Below are 25,362 nucleotides of genomic sequence, written 5' to 3'. Positions count from 1 at the left end.
GCGGCGGGCCGCCTGCGCCAGCGGCCGGCCGGCCACCGGTGCCGGCCACCGGCAGGGGGAACGGCCTCGGAGGGGGCGATGGACCTGGGATTGACCAAGTTGAACCAGCGGGACCAGCACGCCGGTCCCCTCCCGCGCAGGGGACGGATCGAGGCCGTCCTGGCGATCCTGTTGGCGGTACTGACCACGCTGCTTGCGAGCGTCGCCTTGGCCCTTGCGCCGGCAGCCTCCGGTGCCTGGCCACCCCTGGTTGAGGCGGCCACTCCCGGGGGTCCCGCCTCGACCGGTGACAAACCGCGGCTGGAGGTGGCCGCCGGTTACGGCCGGCAACCGGTGGGCGGCCCGTGGGTGCCCGCCCAGGTCTCCATCACCCACCCGGGTCCGGGCACCTTCCGGGGCACCCTGGAGATCGCGGGGGTGGTCTTCGACCCTTCCTTCGGTTCGCCTGCACCGCCCGTCATCACCCCACCGGGCCGGGGCCAGGCCTTCGTGGATGCCGTCCGCTGGCGCCAGCCTGTAGAGGTTCCCGCCGGAGCGACCCGCACGGTGATCGTGCCCGTGGCCACCGGCCCCCGGGAGACCCCCACGATGGGCCTTGACGTCCGGCTGCGGGACGAACGCGGCCAGGTGGTGGCCTTCGCCCCCCTGCCCGTGGGTCGCGGGCGGCCCGCCGACGTGCTCATCGCCCTCCTGGCCGAGCGCGACATCCCCTATCTGGCGGCCCTTCCTGTGCCCCGCGGCGGCTCGGCCAGCGTGGAGCGCCTCGATCCGCAGCTGAGCCCCCGCACCACGGTGGGCTGGGCCAATTTCGACCTGGTGGTGGTCGAGGGTGCCGCGGCCCTGCGCCGGCTGGACGGGCAACAGCGGAGCGCCCTGGTCACCTGGGTCCAGCTGGGCGGAACGCTGCTGGTGGGCACAGGACCCGACGCCACCGCCCTGGCGGAGCTGCTGGGCCCCAAGGCCTTCCCCTGGGAGGTGACGGGGAGCACCACCACCGGCCCCCTCGATGAGGCGGCCATGTGGGCCCGGTCCATCGACCCCGAAACCCCGGCCCCGCCGGCCGGCACGCCGGTGGTGGCCGCCCGGCTCCGGCCCTCAGGGACGGCCCCTGTCGCCGAGGCCGGCGGCACCGGCGAAGCCGCCGGAGCCGGGGAGGCCGGCGAGGCCGCCGGCGCCGGTTCGACCCCCTTGGGATCCGTCGCCCGGGTAGGCTTTGGCCGGGTCTATGCCTGGTCGACCCGGCTCGACGCCGAGCCCTGGCTCAGCTGGCCGGGGACCCCGAACGCCCTGGCCGGCTGGCTGGGAGGCGACCTGAGCCCGCCCTCCACCCGGCTGGCCACGTCCGTCGCGGCCCAGGTGGGCATGGGGATGATGACGCCGGGGGCCTCGGGGGTGCCGGCGCCGGTCGACATGCCCACCACGCTGGACGCCGGCGGGTACCGGTTCCTGGTGCAGGCGCTGCTGCGCGCCCTCGGATCCCACCAGGCCCCCTGGCAGGTGGTGGAGCTCTGGCGCAGCGGCGCCCAGGATCTTCCGGGATTGCAGTTCCCCTCCACGGCGGTGCTGGTCGGCGGGGTGGTCGCCTACCTCCTTCTCATCGGTCCCCTCACCTTCCGGTGGCTGGGGCGGAAGCGACGCCGCCCCTGGGCCTGGGTGGTGGTCCCCGCCCTGGCCCTCCTGGTCATCGGGGCGTCGTACGCCAGCGGTAGCCTGGCGGGCCGCGGGGTCCCCCATACCGGGGCCGGGTTCCTCCTCCTGGACGAAACGGGCACCCGGGGGGTCTGGGCGGGGATGGTCTCCGCCTACCGCCCCGGCGGCAGGGCCCAGCTGGTCTTACGCAACGGGACCCTGGTCACCGCACCGGATGCCGGCATGGGGTTTGGCCCCTTCGACCGGCCGGCGGACAACCGCACCCTCGAGGCGGAGGTCACCCCCCGGGGACTGGAGGTGACGTGGCCCGCCTCGGCCGGACGGGTGATCCCCGTGGCAGCCCACCTGGATCTGCAGCTCGACGCCGGACGCCCGGCGGGAGGGCTGGTAGCCCGGTGGTTCCCCGCCGGAGGCGGCCGCTGGCGCGTGGAGGTCACCAACGGCCTTGGCGTACGGCTTTCGGGAGTCCTGCTGTTGCAGGGGGGCCGGGTGGTGGCGCGCTTCGGCGACCTGAACCCGGGCGAGCAGGCGGTGCAGGACGTCCGGGTCTTCGACCGGCCGTCCACCCCCTCGAGCAGCCTGGTGCCGGGCAGCCTGAGCAGCGGCGTGCCGGGGGCCGGGTTGGCCGCGCCGGGGCCGGCTTCGGGGGCGGACATCGCCACCCTGCGCCAGCGGGCCCGCCTTGAACAGGCCCTGGAATCGCTGTTGCCTGCCGTCGCTGGTGACGCCGTGCTGGTGGCGGGTATCCAGGGGACTCCTGTGGTGGCCGGTCGCACCGGGGGTGCGGTGCCGCCCTCGTCCCCCGGGGCGGGGGGATCCGGGACGGGGGGATCCGAGGCCATCCCGCCCTCCCAGTGGGATCCCAACGGCTACACGCTGCTCCTGGCACCGGTCACCGCACCCGGCCTGGACACCGAAGCACCAGCCGCTCCCCAGGCGGGTGGACCCGGAGGAGCCGCCACCGGCCCGGCCACCGAAAGACCGCTGCCGGCCTTCACCGCCAGCAACGCCATCTGGCCGGCCATGACGCGGTCGCTGCGGGCCAGCGAGGTCTTCGTGCCGGATCCCGACACCGTACGCCTGCGCTCGGGCGAGGCGGTGATGGAGTGGCGGCCACCGGCGGCCGTCACCGCGGCTGCCCGCCGGCTGGCGATCGAGCTGCAGTACCGTGGCAGGTTCTCCGCCCCGCCGGCTTCGGCGCAGGTGGCCGTGGACGTTTACGACTTCAGCGCCGGCCGGTGGGTACCAGTCAAGGCCTTTCAGGGTGGCCTGGCCCCCGACGCCCCATCCTGGGTGGCCAGCGGTGTCACGGTGACCGGCGATCAGGTGGTGGTCGAGGGTGAAGCCCTGCGCCGCTTCCTCCCGCCCGGGGGCCGCCTGCTGGTTCGCTTGTCCGGCCCGCAGGGTGAGGAGATGGTCCTGGGCCGGCCGGTCCTCTCGCTGGAGGTGAGCCCGTGAGCACCCAGGAAGCGCCGCGGCGGCACGGTCCGCAGGACGCCAAGGCCGAGCCCGCCGGGCCGGCGCTCGGCGGTCATGCAGCCGCCGGCGGTGGCGAGTCCGATCGCAGCGGGCCCCGCGGCCATGAAGCCGGTGGCGGCGAGCCCGGGGGGAGGGATGGCCGGGGGGAGCCCGCCATCGTCACCCGCCGCCTGCGCCGGCTGTACGGTCGGGTCGAGGCCCTGGTGGGCATCGACATGGTGGTGCCCCAGGGGGCGATCTACGGGTTCATCGGTCCCAACGGCGCCGGCAAGACCACCTGCCTCCGCATCCTGGCGGGCCTGCTCGACCCTTCGGGCGGCGAGGCCCGGGTGTGCGGGGTCGACGTGACCCGCCGGCGCAGCGAGCTGGCGGGCGTCATCGGCTACATGCCGGACTTCTTCGGGGTGTACGACGACCTCACCGTCACGGAGTACCTGGATTTCTACGCCGCCTGTTACGGCCTGCGGGGTCCGGCGGCCCGGCGCCGCCGCGATGCCCTGCTGGAGCTGGTCGACCTGGCGGGCAAGGCAGGCGAGCCCGTCAACGGCCTGTCCCGGGGCATGAAGCAGCGCCTGGGCCTGGCCCGCGCCCTGATCCACGACCCCCAGGTCCTTCTCCTGGACGAACCGGCCAGCGGCCTGGACCCGGCCGCCCGCATCGAGTTCCGCGAGCTCATGAAGGAGCTGGCGGCCATGGGCAAGACTCTGGTGGTCAGCTCCCACATCCTGAGCGAGCTAGCCGACTTCTGCACCCACATCGGCATCCTCCACCGGGGCCGGCTGCTGGTCTCGGGCACCATGGACCAGGTGCTGGCCGCCGTGCGGCGGCGGTCGGCCCGGTTCCACCTGCTGGTTCCGCCCCAGGACGACCCCGAGGCCGTGGCGGCCCGGGCCCGCCAAGTCCTGGCCAGCCTGCCGGCGGTGACCAGGGTGGAGATGGAGCCCGCCGCTGCAGGGGCCTCGCGGGTCGAGGGCGTGCTGGACTTCGCCGGCGGACCGGCCACCCTGGCCACCGCCAACGCCCGGCTGGTGGAGGCGGGTCTGATGGTCAGCCACCTGGCCGAGCTGGGCGGCAGCCTGGAAGAGGCCTTCCTCCATGCCGTCGAAACCCTGGCGGGCGGCTCTGCCGGGCCCACCGGCCCTGGCGGTCAGGATGAAGCCGGCCGGCCGGGGGGCGGGCGGGGGGAAGCCGGCGGCGGGGAGGCCGGCGGCGGGGAGGGGGCCGGCAGGCGGGCGGAACCCCTGGGACCCGTGGCCTCAGGGGCGCGGAGCTGGCGGCCTTGGCGACGGCGTGGAAGGGGAGGTGGCGGCAGTGCCCGCTAAGGAGGCGGCCTGGCGAGTCAAGGAAGCGGCCTGGCGAGAGGCGCTGCGCCAGAAACTGGGCGGTCTCCTGGCACCCACCCCGCTGAACCCCATCATCGAGCTGGAGTTCCGGGCCCGGATGCGCCGCAGCCGGACGGTGGTCCTCCTGGTGGCCTACGTGGCCGTGGTGGCGGCCGTGTTCGTCCTGGGCGTGGTGCTGTCGGGCATCAACCGGGCCAGCAGGCTCCACGCCAGCCCCTATGAGGTCAGCTGGCTGCTCTTCCAGGCGATGATGCTGGCGGAACTGGTGCTCACCGGCGCCGTGGCCGGGGCTTCGGGCGCCGGCGCCATCAGCGGCGAGCGGGAGCGGCAGACCCTGGACGTGCTCCTGACGACCCGGCTGCCCGCGTGGCGCATCATGACCGGCAAGCTGGTGGCCGCCGTCGCCCTCTCCCTCTGGCTGGTGGTGGCCTCCTTTCCCGTCTTCCTGCCCTTGTTCCGGTTCAATGCGGTGGATCCCGGCACGCTGCTGAAGGTCGGCGCGGTGTTCGCCGCCAGCGGCCTGGCCTGGGCCGCCCTGGGCCTGTTCTTCTCCACCCTGTTCCGCCGGACCATCCCGGCGGTCATCGCCACGTACGCCACGGCCTCGGGCTGGGTCATCCTGACCCTGATCAGCCGCACCCTGCTCAACGCCCTGCGCCAGGGGCCGCCCTACGGCCCGCTGCCGCCCCAGCCCGTGGGCCCGCTGGCCGTGGAGGTGGCCAGCCCGGTGCTGGCGCTGCTCTACGCCATGCGCTCGCCCTTGCTCGAAGCCTGGAACTGGATTGCCGGCAGCATCGCCGTGCCGCCCTCCCCGTCGCCGGTGGCCCCCCTGACACCGGCGCAGAACCGCCTGACGGTAGCCGCTCGGGTGGCGGCCTACCTGGGGGCCGATGGCTACTTCTGGCTTTATGTCGCCATTGCGCTGCTCGTGACCTTCGTCCTGACGGCGGCCGCAACCCTCTTGCTGAACCGCCGCCGGGCGGAAGGCTGAGGCCGCGGGAAGGGAAGGAAGGGGGAGGAAGGGGCAGGCAAGGCGAGGGAAGGGAAGCCGAGTCAAGGGGAGGGGGTCGGGCCGGTGAAGGATCACCCCCCTGCAAGGGAGCATGGCGCCATGAGGTTCCGCCGCCGCACCGGACCCGGAGCGGCAGCCAACATCCGCCCGGAAGAGGACCGGCAGGCAGGGGGCGGCTCGCAGCGGGGCGACCGCAGCGGGCACCGGCGGGGCTTGTGCGGGTCGGGTTCGCACGGGACCCGCCCCGTCCCCGGCGTGGCGGGCACCATCCGGGAGCAGCCCCAGGGGCTGCCCAGCGAGACGGCCGGGGAGGGGGCGGGTGCCCAGATCCGCTCTGCCCTGGCGCCCTGGCGGAGACGGCTGCGGCGCCGGCACGTCCTGGCCCACGGCCTGGCCGGCCTGGTCCTGGCTGCCGGGCTGGCGCTGCCGGCGCTGGTGACGGACCGCTGGCTCGTCGACCCGGTGGGCCGCACCACCGCCCTCGCCGTGGCCGCCCTCACCCTGGCCGCCGCGGCCGTGCGGGCCTGGATCACCGCACCGGGCTGGACCGAAGCCGCCCGGGCGGCGGATGCCGCAACCAACCTGGGGGAGCAGGCCCTGACGGCCCTGCACCCCGATCCCCTGGTGCCGGCCGCCATGACCCTTCTGCAGCGCCGGCGGGCCCTGGATGCCCTGCGACAAGCCGACCCTCGGCACCTGCCCGTCGCCCCCCGGCGCTGGCGGCGATGGGCGGCGGTGGCCCTGCTGGCGCTGGCTGCGGACGCTGCCCTCTGGCTGGCCCCTCACCCCCTGGCCCCGGCCCGCGCCCAGCGGGCCCAGTGGCGGGCCGAGCTGGCCCGCCTGGAAAGGCAGGTCAAGGCCCTTGAGGAAAGCCTTCCCGCCACCGTGAACCCGCGGGGGGAGGAACCCGGCACCCCGGCCCCCGCGGGCGCCGGGACCCGCCCGCCGGAGGACCGGCCGCAGGCCAGCGGCGAGGAGGACGCGGATGGCGCCCCCTCCCCCTCGGGCGCCAGTCCCGGCCGGCCGGAACCGCAGGGGCCCGATCCCGGCGGCCCGCCCGGCCGCCAGCCCGGAGGTTCCCGGGAGCAGGCGGCCGCCGGCGGATCCCGCGGCAGCCGACCGGCCGGGACGAGCTCCGGGAGCACGGGGGAAGGTTCCGCAGCATCGCCCGTAAGTGCCCTGTCGGGAGCCCTGGACACCCTGGCCCGGCAGCTGCAGGAGGCTCGAGCCAGCCTGGATCCTGCGGCCCTGGCCCGGGCGGCTGCAACCGCCCAGCGGGCAGCCGACCTGGCCCGGGCCGCCGCGGCGGCCACGCCGGAAACCCGGCTCCCGGCGACGCCGGGGCCCGGGGGGACACCAACGCCGGGGGCGGCAGGCACGGCGGGCGTCCCGGGAGGCGCTGCCCAGGAGACGGCCGCCGCGCTGCAGGCACTGGCCAGCCAGCTCTCCACGCTGGCCGGGGGATTGGAGGTCCTGGCCCGGCACGTGGCCCTGGCCGGCCTCGCCCGGGGGCTCGGGAGCCCCGGAGCCGTCCCCTTCCTGCCGGGGCAGGGCAGCGGCCCGGGCGGCGCGGGAAGCCCCGCCGGGGGAGGAAGCGGGCTGGCGTCCGGGAGCCCCCCCGTCTTCGAGCCGGGGACTCCACCGGGAACGGCACCGGGGTCGAGCCCCGGGTCCGGTGCGGGCAGTGGAGGCGGATCGGGCAGGGCGCCTGGGAGTGGGCCTGGCGGTGGACCCGGCGGCGGGTCCGGTGCGGGCGCCGGAGGTGGATCCGGCAACACCGGAGCCGCTGCCGGAGGCAGCCCGGGCGGCGGTGGCGCGGCCCAGGGAGCCGGCGGTGCAGGGTGGGGCCGGGGCACCACCGGCTCGCCCCTGGCCGGCGGGCTGGCATCCACCCTGCCCGGCGGCACCGTCCAGAGACTTCCGGGCGCCCAGGTGCCGGGCTCCCTCACCCTTCCCGGCTGGGCGGACGAACCCATCACCATCCAGCCGGGCCAGACCCTGCCCGCGGGCCAGCTGCAGCGCCAGTGGGCCAGCCAGGCTGCCCTGGACCTGGGCAGGAGCAGCATTCAGGGTCTCTCGCCGGAGCTTCAGTGGCTCGTGCAGGCCTATTTCGGCGGCACGGGCACGGACAGCCTGCCCGGCCCGTGACCCCGGCGGGCCCGTAACCGGGCGGGGGCCGGGCGGCCGGGTGGGCGGGGGGCACACGGGCCGTGACCGCGGGCGGGGCCGGGACGGCCGGCAGGCAGGCGGCCAGGCCGAGGGCCCCGTCCGGCCCGTGCCCCAGGGTTGACGCAGCCCGCAGCGGAAGCGGGACGAAACCGGCGGCGCAACGTCCAGACAGGGGGCGGAACGGGTGACGGATCGCGAGGACCGCGGCAGCGGCTTCAACCCGCCGGGGCAGGGAACGCCCGGCCTGGACGATCCCGATGTCCTGGCCCGGCGCCTGGACCAGGTGGCCGAACAGCTGGAGCGGGTCCGTACGGAGCTGGAACGGGTCATCCTGGGCCAGGACGACGTCGTCCGCCAGGTGCTCTGGGCCCTTCTGGCCGGCGGCCACGTGCTGCTGGAAGGCGTGCCCGGCCTGGGCAAGACCGCCCTGGTGCGGGCCCTGGGGCGGGTGCTGGGCCTTCAGTTCTCCCGGATCCAGTTCACCCCGGACCTGATGCCCGCCGACCTGCTGGGCACCCACATCCTGGAGGAGCAGCCGGGCGGGCGCCGGGGCTGGCGGTGGGAGCCCGGCCCCATCTGGGCCCACCTGGTGCTGGCGGACGAGATCAACCGGGCGACCCCCAAGACCCAAAGTGCCCTCCTGGAAGCCATGGCCGAAGGCCAGGTCACCACCGGCGGAAGCACCCGGCCGCTGCCCCGTCCCTTCTTCGTTCTGGCCACCCAGAACCCCCTGGAGATGGAGGGGACCTTTCCCCTGCCCGAGGCCCAGCTGGACCGGTTCCTGTTCAAGGTGCTGGTGCCGTATCCTTCCGAAGCCACCCTGGCCGCCATCGGGCGGCTCACCACGGGTCCGGAGCCGCCCGCACCGGAAACGGTAGCCGAAGGCGCCGCCGCGGTGCAGGCCTGGATCGACCTCACCCGCCAGGTGCCGGTCACCGGGGAGGTGCTGGAGCGGGCCGCCCGGCTGGTGGCCATGACCCATCCCCAGCACCCGGAGGCTCCCCCCGCCGTGCGCCGGTTCGTCCGCTATGGTGCGAGCCCCCGGGGGTTGCAGGCCTTGCTGCTGGGCGCCCGGGCCCGCGCCTTGATGGACGGACGGCTCAACGTGGCCTATGCCGACCTGGGTGCCGTCCTCTTCCCCGCCCTGCGGCACCGCCTGATCCTGACCTTCGAGGCGGAGGCCGAAGGCACCGGCGCCGAACAGGTGCTGGCCGAGCTGGCAGCCCGGCTGGATCTTCCCATCCCCGGAGACCGGCCGGCGGAACCGGCGGGGGACGAACGGGCCCCTGCCGGGAGCCGGACGCCAGCCCACCGCCTGGTGGCTTCATCCCGCCCGCCCGTCGCGGGCGATCGGGGAGACGGTGACCATGACCGCGCCCAACCTGGACCGCTGGCTTGAGCGCCCGCTGGTGCCCCTGCTGGAGCGGCTCCAGCTGCTGGGCCGGGCCGCCGCTCCCCAGGCATGGTCGGGGCGGTACCGCGCCCGGTCCAAGGGACGCTCCCTTGAGTACGCCGGCTTCCGCGAGTACGTGCCGGGGGACGATCCCCGCACCCTGGACTGGCAGGCCCTGGCCCGGCTGGACCGGCCCTACGTCCGGGAGTACCAGGCCGAGAGGGAGCGGACCGTCACCCTGCTGATCGACGGGTCCGCCTCCATGGTGGCAGGCGACAAGGGAGACACGGCCCTTGAGCTGGCCGCGGCGCTGGGGTACTGCACCCTGCACCACGGCGACCGCCTGGAGGTGGTGCTGCTGGAAGGCCCCCGGGCCCTGGCCCTGGGCGGTGGGCGGGGGAGGCCCGCCCGCCACCGGCTGGCGGTGGCCCTGGCGGCGGCAGCCGGCCGGATGGCCGGGCAGCGGGCGGCCGGGGTCCTCCAGGTCGGGCAGCCGGCTGGGGATCGGGCGGGCACGCACGCAGGAAAGGGGCAGGAGGTGCCCGGGGAGCCCGCGGCAGCCCGGGCGGCCGGCGGCGGCCCGCCGGTGCCCACGGCCCTGCGGGCCGCCCTGCAACGCTGGCATTCAGGGCCCGGGGGAGAGCAGGCCCGTGCTGGAGCCCGGGCGGGGCCGGCCTGGGGCCCGCCGCGGCGCGGTGGCCTGGCCATCCTGATCAGCGACCTGCTGGACCCCGGCGGTATCGACAGCCCGGCTTACTTCCGCCAGGTGGCCGCCCTGCTGGCCGCGGCAGGGCAGGGCGCCGTGATCCACCTGCTGGACCTGGACGACCGCGTCCCGCCGCCGGGGGAATGGACCCTGGTGGACGCGGAAACGGGCACCACCGTCGAGGTCACCGTGGACGGCAGCCTGCTGGCCCGCTACCGCCAGGCCGTTGCCCGGTGGGCGGAAGGCTGGCGCCGGGCATGCCACGCCCAGCAGGTGCTCTACGTGGCGGTGCCGGCTCCGGCCCCCGCCCGCACCCTGATCGCCGGGCACCTGGTTCCGGCGGGGCTCCTGGGTTGAGGGTGCGGCCGGTCAGAAGGGCCGGCGTGCTCCCGGGACGCCTGGGAGCAATGGAGGCCGGGGCGAGGATCGGGCACGGCAAGCGGAGCGGGCACGGCAACGGGCACAGCAACGGGAGGTCGGTGAACGGTGCCGGGCGCGGCCGGCAGCATCTTTCTCACCACAGGCTGGGGCTGGCTCGGGCCCTTGCTGGCCCTTCTGGGAGCTGGCCTCATCGTGCTGCTTTACATGCTGCGCCGCCGGCCCCGGATCCGGCCGGTGCCTTCCACCCTGCTCTGGCAGCAGGTGGTGCGGGATCAGGTGGCCCGCCGGCCCTGGCAGCGGCTGCGGTCCCGCCTCTCCCTCTGGCTTGAGCTTCTGGGCGCCCTGGCCCTGGCCCTGGCGCTGGCGCGGCCCGCCCTGCCGGGCGGCACGGCGGCGGCCCCCGGGGTGGTCTGGGTCCTCGATGCCACGGCCAGCATGGGCGTCGAAGGGCGATGGCAGGAGGCCATCGCCCTCCTCCACGACGATCTCCGCCGCACTGGCCCGGGGTTTCGGGGCGCGTTGCTCTGGGCCGGCCCGGTACCCGGCTGGCTGGCCGAGCCGGGGGCGACGGCGGCGGACATCGGCTCCGCCCTGGACCGGCTGGCCGCCTCCCCCTCGGGCCCGGCGGGAGGCACCACGGACTGGGGAACGGTCCTGGCCCTGGCCTACGGGGCAGCGGGGGCCCTGCCTCCCGGCAGCCCCGTGCGGGTCGTCACCGATGGCACCGACCCCGCCCTGGCCCGGCAGCTGGCATCGCCTCCCCCGGCGTCCCTGCATCCCCTGGAGGTGGTGGTGACCGGCGAGCCGGTGGAGAACACGGCCATCCTGGCGGTACACCTACCCGGGCCGCGCCAGGGGACGGGCCCGGGGAACGACTTCGGGAGCGACGTGGGGGACGGCCTCCGGAACGGCGTGGGAAACGGCCTCGGGAACGCCCTCGGGAATGGCCTGGCGTCCCGGGACCCTGGCGGCAACACCGAGCTCACCGTCACCCTGGTCCACTACGGCCGCAAGCCCGCCACCGTCACGGTGGTGGTCGAACCGGCCCCCCGCGACCCGGCCTCGCCAGGCGCCGGCGGGGACAGCCCGGACTCGCCCGGTCCTCGCCAAGGTACCGCGGGCCCGCAAGGCGGTGGCGCCGGTGGCTCGGCTGCACCAGGCCACACCGGGAGCAGCCCGGGCTCGCCAGGCGCCAGCGGAAGCGTGCCGGACGGGCCCGGCGCCAGCCGGACCGGCCGGGCAGCGTCCACCGGCTCCGGAGAGCATGCCGTCGCCGCCGGTTCGTCCGGCAACGTCCCGCCGCGAACAGTGACCTTGCAGCCCGGCCGGCCCCTGCAGGTGACCATCTCCGTCCCCGGTGGCGCCCCCTTTTACCGGGTGGCCCTGGTTCCCGGCGATGCCTACCCCACCGACGACGTTGCCTGGGCGATCCCCGAAGCGTCGCCCACCGTGCGCATCGGCCTTCTGGCGCAGGGTGAGGCGGCCCTGATCCACCGGGCGCTGGCGCTGCGACCGGGCGCCCAGGTGGTCCGGCTCGTCCCCCCGGGCACGGGCACAACCGGCGGAACCGGGGAAGGCCCCCCTCCTTCCGGGCCACGGCCGGCCGGGGGCGAACCCGCTTACTCCGGCGAAGGCTCCGCCGCGCGCCAACCTGTTCCCCCCGAGGGCGGCCCGGCGGGTGCAGGCGGAAACGGAGGCGCGGGGCAACCCGTGCCCACCGAGGGCCGACCGGCGGCGGGTACGGAAGGAAGCAAACCCGGGGCCGCAGCAGGTGCCGCGCTCGGCCCGGAAGCCGCTGCGGCCCTTCCCCTCGAGGCCGTGGCCGGGCTGGATCTGCTGGTGGTGGTGGGCCTGCCGCTGCCGCCCGGTCTTCCCGCAAGCTTGCCGGTGATCTGGATCGACCCGCCGGGCCCCTCCTTCCAGCCCCGCTCGCTGGCGGTGGCCCCGGGGGGCGACGCCGCCCGGCTCCTTGGCCTGGTGCCGCTGGAGGGGGTGACCCTCCTCTCCGCCCAGGCCCTCGAGCCGGCCCGGGGCCAGCGGGAACCCGGCGAGGTCCCGCTGCTCCTGGGCGACGGCCGGCCCATCGCCACCTACCGTCCCCCCGGCCCCGGCCGGGGCGGCCGGGCCGTTCTGGGCTTCGATCCCTACCAGGGGACGCTGCTGCTCCGGCCGGCGTGGCCGCTTCTGGTCCAGGCCCTGGTGTCCGACCTGGCGCCGGGCGGGCTAGGCGCCCCGCCCCGCCAGCGGGCCGGCCAGGTGCTGGCCCTGGCCCCCTCGCCCTGGCTCACGGCGGTGACCGTGCTGTCCCCTTCCGGCCGGCCCGTCCTGCCGGGATCCGTGCTGGACGAACCCGGCCTCTACCGCATCACCGCCCGCCCGGTCGTGCCCCCCACCGGCGGTTCCGGCGGCGGACAAGCGGCGGAGGAGACGGTGGAGGCGGCCCTCTGGGTCCAGCCCGACCCCGGGGAGTCGCTGGCGGTGGCCGAAGGACCCCTGGTAGGCACGGGCCACGTCCCCCCACCCCAGCCGGGCCGGGGGACGGAAGCCGCGGCCGGACGGCAGGAAAGCGATACCCGGGCGGCCGCCCCGGCGGCCGGGGACGGCCCACCCGGCCCGGGTACACTGTCCTCCCCCGGCCCCCTGGCCGGTCACCCGGCCTGGCGGTGGGCGGCCTGGCTGGCCCTGGCGGGCCTGGCCGCCGGGACGTGGGTGGTGCGGCATGAGCTTTGACCATCCCTGGATCCTGGTGCTTCTCGTGTGGCCCCTGGCCGTGGCCCTGGGCTGGCCCGGTCCGTCGCTGCAGTGGCCCGGCCGGGTCCTGCAATGGCCGGGCCGGGCCCTGTCGTGGTGGCCCCGTTCGGCCCCGCAACGGCCCCGCTGGGTCCTGCTGCGTTGGCGCCGTCCGGCCCTGGGGCCGGCCGGGCCCCGGCGGCAGAGGCGGGCCACCGCCTCCCGCCCCGCTGGAGGGCCGCTCCTCCGGCTCCAGGCGCCGCGCCCCGGCCGGCTGCTGCGCTCGCTGGCCATGGCCTGCCTCATCCTGGCCCTGGCCGGCCCGTCCCTGCCCTTGCCCTCCCGCGGCCTGGCCGTAGCCGTGGTGGTCGACCGCTCGGCCAGCATGGAACCGGTCCTGGATCAGGTGACCCGGACCATCGACCGCCTCCTCACCTCCGACCCCGGCGCGGACCTTGGGGGCGAGCCCGTGCAGGTGGCAGTGATTTCCGCCGGTGGGGTGCCGGCCGTCGAGCGCTCCCCCGGCCCGGTGCCCCAGCCTCCCCTGACCTGGACGGCCCCGGCCCAGCGGGCGGCCACCGACCTGGCCGCCGCCCTGCGGCTGGCGGCCGCCAGCCTGCCCTCCGATCACCGGCGGCGGGTGGTGCTGATCTCCGACGGGCAGCAGACCCGGGGCGACGCGGTGGCCGAAGCCCGGGCCCTGGCGGCGGCCGGCGCCGTCCTGGACACGGTGGTGGTGAACCCGGACCCCCGGCCGGACCTGGCCGTCACCGGGCTCGACGTCCCGGCCGCCGCCAGGCCGGGACGGCCCGCGGCCGTTGAGGTCACCGTTCGGGCCCACCAGGCCGGACCGGCCCGGCTGCACCTTATGGCCGGCGACCGGGTCGCCGCCAGCCGTCCCGTCCAGCTGGCCCCAGGGGAAAACCGGTTCGTCCTGACGGTCACCCCGGAGCGGCCGGGCCCCCTGGCGCTGCGGGCGGTGATCGAGGCGGTGCCGCCCTCCACCAGCACCGAGCCGGCCAACGATGCCTTCGATGCCGTCCTCCAGGTGGAAGGCGCTCGCCCCGTGCTGGTCTTGAGTCCCCATCCCGACCCGCCCCTGGCCCGCTTGCTGGCCGCCCAGGGAATCCCGGTGGAAAGCCGCCGGCCGGCCCAGCGGCCGGCGGACCTGGCGGGGTGGGAGCGCTACGGGGCGGTCATCCTCGACAACGTGCCCGCCCCCCAGCTGGGCGAGGCCGCCATGGCCGACCTGGAGCGGTTCGTCCGGGACCTGGGCGGGGGCCTGGTGATGGCGGGGATGCCCGACACCTTCGGCCCCGGGGGCTACACCGGCACCCCTGTGGAGCGAGCCCTGCCCGTCCACAGCGACCTGCGGAACCGGAAGAACCTGCCCACGGTGGCCCTGACCCTGGTGATCGACCGCTCGGGAAGCATGGCGGGGCTGAAGCTGCAGATGGCCGTCGAGGCGGCCCGCCGGGTGGCCCAGCTGCTGACGCCGGCCGACCGCCTGGCGGTGGTCCTCTTCGACAGCCAGGCCTACGTCACCCGGCCCCTGGAGCCGGTCCGCAACCCTGGCGAGGTCGACCGCGCCTTCCCCGCCGCGGCACAGGGCGGGACCAGCCTGGGCAGCGGCCTGGCAGCGGCCCTCCCCTTGATGGAGGGCGTCAAGGCCGACGTGCGCCACGTCATCGCCCTGACCGACGGCGTCTCGGAGCCCTTCGACGTGACCGGCCTGGCCCGCGCCTTCCGCCGCCAGGGCGTCACCCTTTCGGCCGTGGCCATCGGCCCGGACGCGGACCGGAACACCCTGGCCCAGCTGGCGCGGGAAGGGGGCGGGGCGCTGTACGAGGCTGCCGATCCCGGCCAGTTGCCCACCCTGCTGGCCCGCGACACCGCCCTGGCCGCCCGCCGTTTCATCCGCGACGAACCCTTCCGCCCGGTGGTCACCGCGGCGCCGGCACCGGGCGGCCCCGGCGCCATCCTGCAGGGAGTGGTGCCCTCGCCGGTTGCGGCTCCAGGGGATCCGGGGTCGCAAGGCGGTCCGGGGGCGGGGGCGCCGGGAGGTCCGGGGGCGGCTGCAGGTCCTGGGGCATCCGGGGTAGCCGGCGGCGGGCCGCAGGCGCCGCCCGGGGAGGGAGCCTTGCTACCGCCCCTGGGGGGCTATGTGCTCACCGCACCCCGGGACCGGGCCGAGGTGCTCCTGGCCGGCGAGGACGGCGATCCCGTGCTGGCCGCCTGGTTCTACGGTCTCGGCCGGGCGGTGGCCTGGACGGCACCCACGGCAGGACCCGGCATCGCCGCCTGGACCGGCGGCGCCGCACCGGAGGGAACGGGCCCCTTCGCCCGCCTGTGGGCCAACATCGCCGACTGGCTGCTGGAGGGAGCGGCGGGCGGCAACATCCCCTGGCAGGTTGGGGCCCGGGCCACGCCGGCCGGCACGGTGACGGTCACGGTGGAGGGCTCGCCGCCCTTGAGCGGCAAGGTCCGCCTCGGGGACGCGGAGGCGCTGCTGATCCCCGTCGCGGCGGGCCGCTCGGAGGCCGTGCTTCCTGCGCCGGAGCCCGGTGTCCACCCGGTGGTGGTGGAACCGGCGGGGGGAGGAACCGGCACCCTGCGCACCGTCGTGGCGGTACCCTACCCGGCGGAGTTCCTCCAGACCGGAAGCGACCCCGTCTTGATGGAGACCCTGGCCGCCCTCACCGGGGGCCGGGCGGTGCGGCTGGAGGCATGGGATCCCCGCAGCGCGCTGGACCCCCAGGGCGTCCCGGCGCCGCCGGGCCGCTGGTTCTTGTGGCCGTACCTGCTCCTGGCCGCCGCCGCGCTGCTACCGGCTGACGTGGCCGCCCGGCGCCTGGGCTGGACCTGGGGAAGCTTCAGGAGACTCCCGGCCGCCCTGGCGACCCTGCTGTGGCCGGACCGGAGGGCCCAGCGGGTCCAGCGAGCCCAGCGGCCGGGCCAGCTGGCCCAGGAGGAGGTCCGGTCAGCCCAGCGGGCGGCCGAGCGGGTGCAGCAAGAGGCCCCACCGGCCCAGCGCATGGCGCGTGACCCGCGCCAGCTTGGGGCAGGCCCGCCGGGCGCGGCCAGCAGCCAGGCAGGTCACCCCGCCGCCGGCACGGCAGGCGAGCCGCCGGGAGACTCGGCCTTCGAACCCATCGCCCTTTCCACCCCTGCCCCGGACGAACCGGCCCCGCCGGCCCGGCCGGTCGCCGCACCCACCCCATCGGGCCCCGCAGCCCAGCCAGGCTGGCAGGGTGAAGGGGTCCTGGAAAGGCCTGGCGCCGCGGGAGCTTCAGGTGCTCAGGGTGCCCAGCCCGATCAACAATCGCCTGCCCCCGCCCCGGTGCAGGATGCCGGCCTGGCCCGCCTTCAGGCCGCCCGCCAGCGCTCCCGGGCCCGCCTGGCCGAGCGGGTGCGCCGGCACGTGGATCCCTCTGCCGGGCCTTGACGCCGCCGCACGAAAGGGCGGGCTGGCAAGGGCGACGGTGCACGGGGAAATCGGAGCGGACCCCCAAGTTCGGCCAGGTTGTTGGAGGGAAGGCGCACCGGTCGGAGCGGACGGGCAAGCGCCCGGCAAGCGCCCGAGGAGAAACAAACCAGGTTGCCCGAACCGTCCATCGTCCCCGAACCGTTGTCGTTATAGTTGACGATGGGGACTCGCCCGGCCGATCCCCTCTTGACCGGTTCTCGCCAGTGGGCTAGAATCACGAACATCCGTTTGCATGTGGGTTTGTTTGCATGTGGAAGGGTGGGTTCCCGTCCCCCATGCCCGTTCCGGCTCGCCGTTCCCAAGCCCGTAGACCAGCTGGGTCCTGGATCTCCGGCACCCCCCTTCCCTTCCTGTTGGCCGCAGCGGTGGAGGGGATGGGGGGCGTGGCGGTCTACGCCTACGCGCCGGTGTTCATGCGCCAGGCCCTGGGGGAACCGCGCCTCTCGGTACCGGCCGCGGGTCTCGCCCTGGCCTCTCTGGCGACCTTCTTGATGGCCGGGCGCTGGGGGCGCTGGGGGGACCTGACGGGCCGGCCCGCACGGCTGGTCGCCCTGGGACTGGCGGGCGCCGCCCTGGCCCTGTCTCTGCTGCCCTTGGTGCCGTCGTCGGCGGGGTTCATTACGCTCCTGGTCACCACCACCGCCTTTCTGGCCGCCGTGATGCCCCTGTCCGTCGCCTGGCTGACCCTGCGCCATCCCGACCGGCCCGGCGAGGCCGCAGCGGCTCTCTACCGGGCCCGGTCCGTGGGCTGGGCAGCCGGCAGCTTCGGCAGCGGCTGGCTGGTCGACCGGGCCGGCATGGCAGGCATCGAGCTGTCCTTCTGGCTGGCCGCCGGGATGGCCCTGGCGGCCGCGGCCGTGGTCAGCGGGCTGGCCTCCCGGGCCCCGGCGGTGGCGCCGGTCACCGGCGGCAGCGGCCCGGCGTCGCCCCCGGCCTTGGCCTGGGGCGAGGCCGGGCCGGAAGGGCCGGGATCGTCCCCGGTTGACCTGCGCCGGCCTTCCCGGCCGCTGAGGGGCGCCGGCACCGTCACGCCCTCCCCGCTGCCGGCTCCGCTCCCCTCGCCGGCGGCCCCGGCGCGGCCGGTGTGGCGCTACCCCGCGGTGGTGGCCATCGCCGTGGCGGTGCTCTTCACCGCCGCGGGCAACGAGGCGTTCTTTGCCGTCTTCGGGCCGTATCTCACCGAATACCTGCACGGAAGCAGCGGCCAGGTGGGATGGGCCCTGGGGATCGCCAGCACCCTGGGCATCCTGATCATGGCGCCGGTGGGGCGGCTGGCCGACCGCTGGGGACCACAGCGGGTCTTCACCCTGGGCATTCTCGGGTATGTGGTGATGTACGGCCTGATCGCCGCCTTCCGCACCCCGCTGGCCACGGTGGCGGCTTTTGCCCTGCCGCTTTACCCTTTGACCGCGACCGGCGCCACCGGCATCATCAGCCGGACCATCCCCCCGGAGCGGCGGGGCGAGGGTGTGGGGGTCTACGAGGGCAGCGCGGCCCTGGCCGCCTCGGTGGGAGGGGCCCTGGGCGGGCTGGTGGCCGACGCCGCAGGGCTCGGGAGCGTGCCGCTGGTGTCCCTGGCCCTGGCGCTGGCCGGCACTGCGGTGGCCTGGCGCTGGGTCGCCGGTGGAACGGGCGGGCGCTGAGCCCGCGGTACGGGCGCTGAGTCCACGGCGCTGGCGCTGAGCCCGTAGCGCGGGCGGCACCGGTATCGCCCGCCACCCCGGCATTCTTAGCGGGCCAGAATGCTGCGCAGTTCCCCCGCCCGTTCCTGGGGCAGCGCGGAACGCAGGCGCTCGCCGTCCCAGAACCCGCACCCTACGGCGTAGCCCCGGTAACGCAGGACGACCCAACCCCGCCTCTCCAGCGGCGCCCCGGGCGGCGGCGTCACCTGCCGGCCTTCCAGCAGCGCCCGCAAGGCCTCCTTCTCCAGGTCGACCACATTCCGCGTGGCCGCTGAACCCCACTGCACCAGGCCAAAGCTGGTGGGCTTCCAGGTGGCTCCGTGGGCCCGGACCAGCCGGAGCCCCACCGACCACCGCTCCTCCCAGCCCGGAATGCGGGGCAGCGACGCCAGCCAGATCCCCTGCCCCTCGCTGGAATAGGCGTAAAGGCCGGCCAGCACCGCCTCGTCCAGACCGAACTCCTGCCGGAACCAGGCCACCACCTGCTCCCGCAGGCCGGCGTCGGCAGCCTGCCACCCCACCCCGTCCGGGCCGCCACCGGGGCCGGCCCCGCCTGGCGGGACGGCCCCGGGGCCGCCGGGTTCTTCCCACGGGACGGGACCTTCCTTCCGCAGCCGGGCCACGAACATGCCGCCCGAGTCCAGGTGGTGCGGGTAGAGCCGCCGGCAGAGCTCCACTTCCGGCCGGAAACGCCGCCCCTCCCAGGCGGTCACCCCGGCCGTTCCGGGCAGGCCCGGCGGCAGGGGCTCCAGCCGCACGGCCCCCTCCGCCTCCCGCAGGATCCGGTCGACCACGGCCTCGTTCTCCTCCGGCGCGAAGGTGCAGGTGGAATACACCACCACGCCGCCCGGCCGGGCCAGCGCCAGGCCCCGCCGGAGCAGGGCCTCCTGGACGGCCGGCAGCCGCCGTCGCTGGTGCCGGCCGGCCCCCTCCCGGGCCCGGGCGCTGCGCCGGGCGTTGCCTTCCGCCGAGCAGGGCGCGTCGACCAGCACCCGGTCGAAGGCCACCCCGCCGGGGAACTGGCGGCCGTCGGCCCGGGTCACCACGGCCATGGTGATCCCCAGGCGCTGGAGGTTGTGGGCCAGCGCCGCCAGGCGGCGCGGGTCGGGGTCGTTGGCCACCACCATGCCCCGGCCGCCCATGCGCTCGGCCATCTGGGTCGACTTGCCGCCCGGGGCGGCGCTGAGATCCAGCACCACCTCCCCCGGCCGGGGGTCCAGGGCCAGGACGGGCACGGCCGCCGCCGCCTCCTGGAGGTAGAACCAGCCCAGCCAGTGCTCCAGGGTCAGGGCGGGCGGGAACGGTTCCTCCACCACCCGCCAGAGGTCCGGATACCAGTCGTAGGGCTCGAGGCGGAAGCCGCGTTCTTCCAGACGGGTGCGCAGGGCGCCGGGATCCGCCTTGAGGCGGTTCACCCTGAGGGTGGCCGGCTGGGGCCGGGCCAGGGCGGCCTGGAAGGCTTCCCAGTCGTCGATGATGGTGCGGTAGCGTTCGAACACGGCCGTCGCCACGGGCGCGCCCTCCTCCTTCCAGACCCTTCGCCTGCAACCTCTTCAACGGACCGAATGACAACATTACAACGGACCCGGCGGCAACAGGACCCGGCGGCAACAGGACCCCAGGCAACCGGGCCCCAAGGGTGACGATACCCCAAAGCGGAGGGGCTGCGGTGCACCGCGGGTGGCCGAACCGGCCCGGCTTGCTTCATGCCGCAACCGGCCCCCGGCCTGCCGCCAGGATGCGTGCCCGTTCGCCGTTGCCGCCGGCGCCCAAATATGCTGAAATGGAACCTGCAACACGGCCAGCCCGGCGCAGGTTATCTTGCCTGCCCGCCCGTACCCGTCCGCACCTGACCTCGGGCCGCGGGCGGGGCTGGCTTGTGGCCACACCACGGGGTCGTGGTACAAGGCTTTCGAGGGGCTGCACCGGCCAGCAGGGGCCGGGCGGCGCGCCGGCAACGCCGGCCGCCATTCCCAGGGGTACCTGCAGGGCCGCGACGCCCGGCCGCACTGGGGGTAAGAGCCCGCCATGGACGCACGTTTCCGGGACGATTACGAACCCGCACCCCACGCCAGCCGCAAGGTGGCGCCGGTGGTGCACCGCAACCTGCCCGCCGCCCAGCTGGTCGAACTGGCCCTGGCGCGCGGGGAGGGCCAGCTGAGCGACACGGGCGCACTGGTGGTCACCACCGGCAAGTACACCGGCCGCTCACCCAGGGACAAGTTCATCGTGGACGAACCGTCGGTGCACCCGCACATCGGGTGGGGTCCGGTGAACCAGCCCTTCCCGCGGGACCGGTTCGACCGGCTCTACGAGCGGGTCCAGCAGTACCTGCGCCAGCGCAATCACTTCATCTTCGACGGATTTGCCGGGGCCGACCCCGCCTACCGGCTGCGGGTCCGGGTGGTGACGGAGTACGCCTGGCACAGCCTGTTCGCCCGGCAGCTGTTCCTCCGCCCCGAGCCGGAGGAGCTGCGCGGGTTCGAGCCCGACTTCACCGTGCTCTACGCCCCGACCTTCCACGCCGACCCGCGCACCGACGGGACGCGCTCGGAGACCTTCATCCTGGTCAGCTTCGAGCGCCGCACGGTGCTGATCGGGGGTACGGAGTACGCGGGCGAGATCAAGAAGTCGATCTTCAGCGTGCTCAACTACCTCTTGCCCGAGCGGGGCGTGCTGCCCATGCACTGCTCCGCCAACGTGGGTCCCGACGGCGACGTGGCCCTGTTCTTCGGCCTGTCGGGGACGGGCAAGACCACGCTGTCGGCCGACCCGGAGCGGCGCCTGATCGGCGACGACGAGCACGGCTGGTCGGAGCGGGGGATCTTCAACTTCGAGGGCGGCTGCTACGCCAAGTGCATCAACCTCTCCCGCGAGTACGAGCCCCAGATCTGGAACGCCATCCGCTTCGGCGCGGTGCTGGAGAACGTGATCCTGGACCCGCAGACGCGGCAGCCCCTCTACGACCGGGCGGATCTGACCGAGAATACGCGGGCCGCCTATCCGGTCGAGTTCATCGACGGCGCGGTGATCCCGGGTGTGGCGGGCCACGCGCGGACCGTGTTCTTCCTCAGTGCCGACGCCTTCGGCGTGCTGCCGCCCATCGCCCGGCTGACGCCGGAGCAGGCCATGTACTATTTCCTGTCCGGTTACACCAGCAAGCTGGCGGGCACCGAGCGGGGCGTGACCTCGCCCGAGGCGACCTTCTCGACCTGCTTCGGCGAGCCGTTCCTGCCGCGGCGGCCGGTGGAGTACGCCCGCATGCTGGGCGAGAGGCTGCGGCAGCACGGGACGCGGGTGTACCTGGTCAACACGGGCTGGACCGGCGGGCCCTACGGCGTCGGCAGCCGGATGAAGCTGCCCTACACGCGGGCGATGATCCGCGCCGCCCTGCGGGGCGAGCTGGACGGCGTGGAGCACCGGGTCGACCCGGTCTTCGGGCTCGCCGTGCCGGTGGCCTGCCCGGGCGTGCCGTCCGAGGTGCTGGATCCGCGGGGGACCTGGGCCGACCCCGAGGCCTACGACCGCCAGGCCCGGGAACTGGCTGCCCGCTTCGTGGAGAACTTCCGTCGCTTCGAGGGCGTCTCGGAGGAGATCAAGGCCGCGGGGCCGCGGGTGGGGTAGTCGCACACCCCCGTCGGGAAGGTAGGCCCCAGACGTGAAGGCCGAAGCAATGTGACGACCAAGATCGACTGGTAGCGAGCGGCAGGGGGCCCGGCCGGTCGACCGGCTGGGCCCCCTGCCGCTCTGCAATGCGCAGGTTCTTCCGGGCACCCCGACGGGCCTCGGGAGCGGGCGCAGGCGCCCCGGGGGAGCGAACGACCTCACGGCAACGGCCGGCCCACACCGCCCACGTCCACCGGTTCACCGATTCCCGTTTTTCCTTCGTACACCAACCTCCAGGGCTACAGCCGCGCCTCCGACGCCAAGGAAGTAGAGCACCTTCATAGCGGCGACCAGGGTATCGTCGGACAACCGCTCGATCGGCGGCACCTCCAACACTTCATTCCAGACGGCAATCGCACCTAGGCTGGCTAAACACACCGCGGCCACCGTCAGCCAGCCGGATCTTCGGCCGAACGTCAACAACGCCAACACGACGCCGACGGCAACTAGGTAGAGAAGTTCCACCCTATGCGTGTACAGCCATTCCAGCGGCGGCACGGCAAATCAGCTCCTTACGTATCCCGGCGACCTTGGGGGACCCTCAACCTCATTGAATGGTCACATTACGTTTGGGATTGTAGTGGATCTCGAACCTCGGCTCATCGGGGGTGATTCGTCGCCGCACCACGGTGTGAAACGGAGGCGTGGGGACCCACACATCGAAAGTGTAGACGGCCTCATCCCGAGCGTATCCAGGTGTCCGACCCAGCGGGAGAACAAACATCACCTGTCCGTTGGCGTCGGTGACCTTCTCGAGGCCCAGTTCCCGGACCGCAACCACGGCGTCGGCTAGAGGTGGAAGCTCACCCTTCGTCATGTCCACGATATCGCTATCGGGGAGGCGGCGGACCACCATGGTGATGGTCGTTGACGGTTCGCTTGCGCAGCCGGTGAACAGGAGAAATGCAACCATGACGAGAGAGATATGGCACCATTTTCGCCAGCCGACGACCATGATTTATGCCCCCCCCGCAACTCCAGGCTGGCTCTACCAATGGCATGCCCCCCATCCAAGGGGGCATGGGGCCTGTTGCAGATTAACAGCCGACGGCCCCGCCCCGATGCCCACTCATCCCGAACTCTCAATGCGCTTTTGAATCCACGCACCAATGGCTTCCCGACGCTGGGCCGCCGTCCGATACACCACCAATCCTTGGCGTTCTGCGACCGCCGCAATGACCGCAACCTGCACGACGCCGGTTTCGGTAACCTTCCATACGATACGAATCCTCTTACGGTCCACGTACACACTCCGAAAACCTTCCAGATTGAGGCCAGCAAGATGCCCCAGCGGCTTCCCCACCCGATCCGGTGCCCGCGCGATCTTCACAATGGCCCGGAGGACGAGGACTCGCTGCGACCGGTCTAAGCGGCCCAAGTCGGTCCTGGCGTCGGGGAAAAACCACACGTTGGGTGGTAGGACTTCACTCATCGTCCATGTCCACGTCCCCCGCCAGCTCGTCCGGGGTGATCCCGAACTCCTTCATCACGTCCGCCAACGGGATCATCTGCTCCCCGGAGACTGCCGCGTGGAGCACCCGTGCCAGAACTTCCAGCTCCAACTCGAGTTCGGCGGCCTTTTCGGCCTTCTGCCACAACACCTCGAACTGGTCATAGGGCAGGATCGTGGTCCGGGGATCGGATCCGGAAAATACGAGGACATAGGGAAACTCGCGAAGCTTGGGTTCCACGCGCGAACGCCAGTGGCGCGCCACTTCGGTGGCCGAAACGATCTGGTCCCGTGTAAACGGCGGCTTGGAAGCCATGGCGGCCGTACCCCCTGCCATGTTCGACCTCCTTTCATCGTATGCGCTTATTCATCATTTTATGCGTATTTATTTTCGCGCTTTGACTCGACTCGCGCAATGCCTCCGCTTGCCGACGGGCCAGCCGCGGCCTCGCGACGGCCACTGCACGGCCCAAGGCTCGGCCGGCTTACGGCGGTCGGGAGCAAGATGACGGACCTGGCAGCCAGGCCTGCAGCCAAGGAGGCGTCACTACGGTCCGGGCCGTCGGAGCCGCCGGCGCTCCCCCTTCGACGATCTCCACCCCGGCAGGAACCACCCGTGCTTCCCCAGCACGGTCATGGTGACGTTGACCAGGAAGTGCGCCCACACCGCGGTCCAGATGCTGCCAGTGAACCAATATCCCCAACCCAGGAGGAGCCCGATCCCCCACGCCCCCGCCAGCAGCACGGGCCGCGTCACATACCGCACGTGGGCCACGGCGAAGACGGCCGCTGCCACCGCTAGGCCTACGGCCACGGAGGGGATCCAGCGAAGGAGCAGGGATTGGATCGTTGCCCGGAAGAAGAGCTCCTCGCCGAGGGCCGTCAAGGCCATCAGCAGGACGATGTGGGCGTAGCTGAGCCGGGTGAAGAAGGCGTTGGTACCGTCGTCGGCCCACAACCGTTCGGGGAGGAACACGGCGATGCCGATTTGCATCGCCACGGCGAGGAGGCCCAGGATCGTTCCCAGGCCCCACACCTGCCGCGCATCCCCCAGCGCGAGCAGTTCGGACCACGAGGGCGTCTTGGCATCGCCGAGCAGGAGGATGAGGAAACCAAACACCCCGACGTACACGGCGCTCAGGTAGAGCATCCACAGGGAGGGCGTCCCGTTCCGCTGTTCCACGCTGGTTTGCTCCTTCTCGTCTTCGCAGCGGCAGACAGCGCATGGGGAGCGGTAGAGATCCCCCAGAACGTGGTGGAAGGTCGAATCAAGTTCACCACGGTTGCGACACCCGTCACCAGAGATCGTGGCACCCGTCAGCCGCAGCACAGGGCGCCCCAGGCGCCCACGGGAACGGAGACCTTCAAGCCGCCTCCGGCCCGCTCCCCGGATTCGCCTCCCGGCCCCCCCCCCCGCCGCTCCACCTCGCGCAGGATCGCGCTAAAGTCGAGATGCCCCAGCCCCCCGGCCGTGGCGGCGGCGTAGGTCTGGGCCACCTGGGCGGTGGCGGGCAGCGGCACCCGTGCCTCGTGAGCGGCCGCCAAGGCCAGGCCGAGGTCCTTGTGCATCAGGGCCAGCTGGAACTGGGGCGGGAAGTCCCCGTTGCGCCACGAGGGCAGCTTCATCTTGAGCAGGGGCGCCGCGGCCGGCCCGGATTCGAGCAAGTCGAGGAACGCCTGCCGGTCGACCCCCAGGCGCTCGGCCAGGACCAGGCCCTCGGCCGCCACCTGCAGCAGCCCCGCCAGCACGAGGTTGACCGCATCTTGGCCACCTGGCCCTGACCGGCCTCGCCGAAGTAGATGGTCTTGCGGCCCAGGACGGTAAAGAGCGGCTCGAGGTCGCGCACCACGGCCGGGTCGCCGCCGGCCAGGATCACCAGCTGCGCCTCTTCTGCCGCCCCCAGGCTGCCACTGACCGGCGCGTCCACGAACGCGACGCCCCGTTCCCGGGCTTCGGCCGCGAACTGGCGGGCGGCCTGCGGCCCGATGGTGCTCATGTCGACCCAGACGAACCGGCGCCCGGCCGAGTTCCTCCGCCCGGGCCGGTGTCCGGTTCCACACGTCCACCTCAAAACCCGCTTTGATCGAGTTGCGCGCCATGCGACTCCCCATGGCGCCAAGGCCGATCCACCCCACGCGGTGCAAAGGCATAGGCCCTGATCCCTATTTCGCCAATTTCGCACGGCGCCGTGCCGGTTCGACCGGGCGCGGGCC

General features: G+C 74.2%; 16 protein-coding genes and 2 pseudogenes. 10 read left to right on the top strand and 8 right to left on the bottom strand.

The window, feature by feature from the left end; translation table 11 throughout:
* Nucleotides 1-78 precede the first annotated feature (78 nt).
* From THESUDRAFT_RS03140 to THESUDRAFT_RS03100, 9 genes are all read left to right on the top strand, one after another.
* Complete coding sequence (locus THESUDRAFT_RS03140) at nt 79-3,108, top strand: hypothetical protein (protein WP_006903269.1); 3,030 nt, start codon at nt 79-81, stop codon at nt 3,106-3,108.
* Nucleotides 3,105-4,451 carry an ABC transporter ATP-binding protein gene (locus THESUDRAFT_RS14910; protein WP_006903268.1) on the top strand — a complete coding sequence of 449 codons (1,347 nt, stop codon included), beginning with the start codon at nt 3,105-3,107 and terminating at the stop codon, nt 4,449-4,451. The genes THESUDRAFT_RS03140 and THESUDRAFT_RS14910 overlap by 4 nt, the downstream gene beginning before the upstream one ends.
* The gene (locus THESUDRAFT_RS03130; RefSeq protein WP_006903267.1) at nt 4,441-5,463 is read left to right on the top strand and encodes an ABC transporter permease; all 1,023 of its coding nucleotides are present in this window, start codon (nt 4,441-4,443) and stop codon (nt 5,461-5,463) included. Before THESUDRAFT_RS14910 ends, THESUDRAFT_RS03130 begins: the two co-directional genes overlap by 11 nt.
* 120 nt (nt 5,464-5,583) lie before the next feature.
* Complete coding sequence (locus tag THESUDRAFT_RS03125) at nt 5,584-7,632, top strand: hypothetical protein (RefSeq protein ID WP_006903266.1); 2,049 nt, start codon at nt 5,584-5,586, stop codon at nt 7,630-7,632.
* 205 nt (nt 7,633-7,837) lie between these two features.
* Nucleotides 7,838-9,052 (top strand): AAA family ATPase, encoded by a 1,215-nt coding sequence (locus tag THESUDRAFT_RS03120; RefSeq protein WP_006903265.1) that lies wholly within the window; start codon nt 7,838-7,840, stop codon nt 9,050-9,052.
* Nucleotides 9,021-10,109: a DUF58 domain-containing protein gene (locus tag THESUDRAFT_RS03115; protein WP_006903264.1), complete on the top strand. Its 1,089-nt coding sequence runs from the start codon at nt 9,021-9,023 to the stop codon at nt 10,107-10,109. The genes THESUDRAFT_RS03120 and THESUDRAFT_RS03115 overlap by 32 nt, the downstream gene beginning before the upstream one ends.
* A gap of 129 nt (nt 10,110-10,238) precedes the next feature.
* The gene (locus THESUDRAFT_RS03110) at nt 10,239-12,863 is read left to right on the top strand and encodes a BatA domain-containing protein (RefSeq protein ID WP_006903263.1); all 2,625 of its coding nucleotides are present in this window, start codon (nt 10,239-10,241) and stop codon (nt 12,861-12,863) included.
* The gene (locus THESUDRAFT_RS14905; RefSeq protein ID WP_006903262.1) at nt 12,853-16,308 is read left to right on the top strand and encodes a VWA domain-containing protein; all 3,456 of its coding nucleotides are present in this window, start codon (nt 12,853-12,855) and stop codon (nt 16,306-16,308) included. Before THESUDRAFT_RS03110 ends, THESUDRAFT_RS14905 begins: the two co-directional genes overlap by 11 nt.
* Nucleotides 16,309-16,724: 416 nt before the next feature.
* The gene (locus THESUDRAFT_RS03100; RefSeq protein ID WP_242823220.1) at nt 16,725-17,993 is read left to right on the top strand and encodes an MFS transporter; all 1,269 of its coding nucleotides are present in this window, start codon (nt 16,725-16,727) and stop codon (nt 17,991-17,993) included.
* An 86-nt stretch (nt 17,994-18,079) separates the two neighbouring features.
* On the opposite strand, the gene THESUDRAFT_RS03095 is transcribed toward THESUDRAFT_RS03100, so the two are convergent.
* Nucleotides 18,080-19,543: an RsmB/NOP family class I SAM-dependent RNA methyltransferase gene (locus tag THESUDRAFT_RS03095; RefSeq protein ID WP_006903260.1), complete on the bottom strand. Its 1,464-nt coding sequence runs from the start codon at nt 19,541-19,543 to the stop codon at nt 18,080-18,082.
* A 517-nt stretch (nt 19,544-20,060) separates the two neighbouring features.
* Between THESUDRAFT_RS03095 and pckA the strand changes: the two genes are divergently transcribed.
* On the top strand, nt 20,061-21,656 hold the full coding sequence (pckA, locus tag THESUDRAFT_RS03090; RefSeq protein WP_006903259.1) for a phosphoenolpyruvate carboxykinase (ATP): 1,596 nt from the start codon (nt 20,061-20,063) through the stop codon (nt 21,654-21,656).
* 240 nt (nt 21,657-21,896) lie between these two features.
* Here pckA and THESUDRAFT_RS03085 read toward each other — a convergent pair whose 3' ends face one another.
* From THESUDRAFT_RS03085 to THESUDRAFT_RS15240, 7 genes and pseudogenes are all read right to left on the bottom strand, one after another.
* Nucleotides 21,897-22,196 (bottom strand): hypothetical protein, encoded by a 300-nt coding sequence (locus THESUDRAFT_RS03085; RefSeq protein WP_006903258.1) that lies wholly within the window; start codon nt 22,194-22,196, stop codon nt 21,897-21,899.
* A gap of 49 nt (nt 22,197-22,245) precedes the next feature.
* The gene (locus tag THESUDRAFT_RS03080; protein WP_006903257.1) at nt 22,246-22,653 is read right to left on the bottom strand and encodes a hypothetical protein; all 408 of its coding nucleotides are present in this window, start codon (nt 22,651-22,653) and stop codon (nt 22,246-22,248) included.
* A gap of 469 nt (nt 22,654-23,122) precedes the next feature.
* Entirely contained in the window at nt 23,123-23,485 is a 363-nt protein-coding gene (locus tag THESUDRAFT_RS03075) for a hypothetical protein (RefSeq protein ID WP_006903255.1), read from the bottom strand.
* 210 nt (nt 23,486-23,695) lie between these two features.
* Nucleotides 23,696-24,331 (bottom strand): CPBP family intramembrane glutamic endopeptidase, encoded by a 636-nt coding sequence (locus THESUDRAFT_RS03070; protein WP_006903254.1) that lies wholly within the window; start codon nt 24,329-24,331, stop codon nt 23,696-23,698.
* 134 nt (nt 24,332-24,465) lie between these two features.
* Complete coding sequence (locus THESUDRAFT_RS14155) at nt 24,466-24,897, bottom strand: NAD-binding protein (RefSeq protein WP_040826217.1); 432 nt, start codon at nt 24,895-24,897, stop codon at nt 24,466-24,468.
* 53 nt (nt 24,898-24,950) lie between these two features.
* Nucleotides 24,951-25,145, bottom strand: a pseudogene (locus THESUDRAFT_RS15245) (NAD(P)-binding domain-containing protein); the annotation flags it as partial.
* Nucleotides 25,146-25,176: 31 nt separating this feature from the next.
* A pseudogene (locus THESUDRAFT_RS15240) lies at nt 25,177-25,299 on the bottom strand (NAD(P)-binding domain-containing protein); the annotation flags it as partial.
* Nucleotides 25,300-25,362 lie beyond the last annotated feature (63 nt).

It is taken from the genome of Thermaerobacter subterraneus DSM 13965 (genome assembly GCF_000183545.2).
Lineage (GTDB): Bacteria > Bacillota > Sulfobacillia > Thermaerobacterales > Thermaerobacteraceae > Thermaerobacter > Thermaerobacter subterraneus.
Note: the sequence above shows the minus strand (reverse complement) of the source record. Positions and strands in the feature narration are given on the sequence as shown.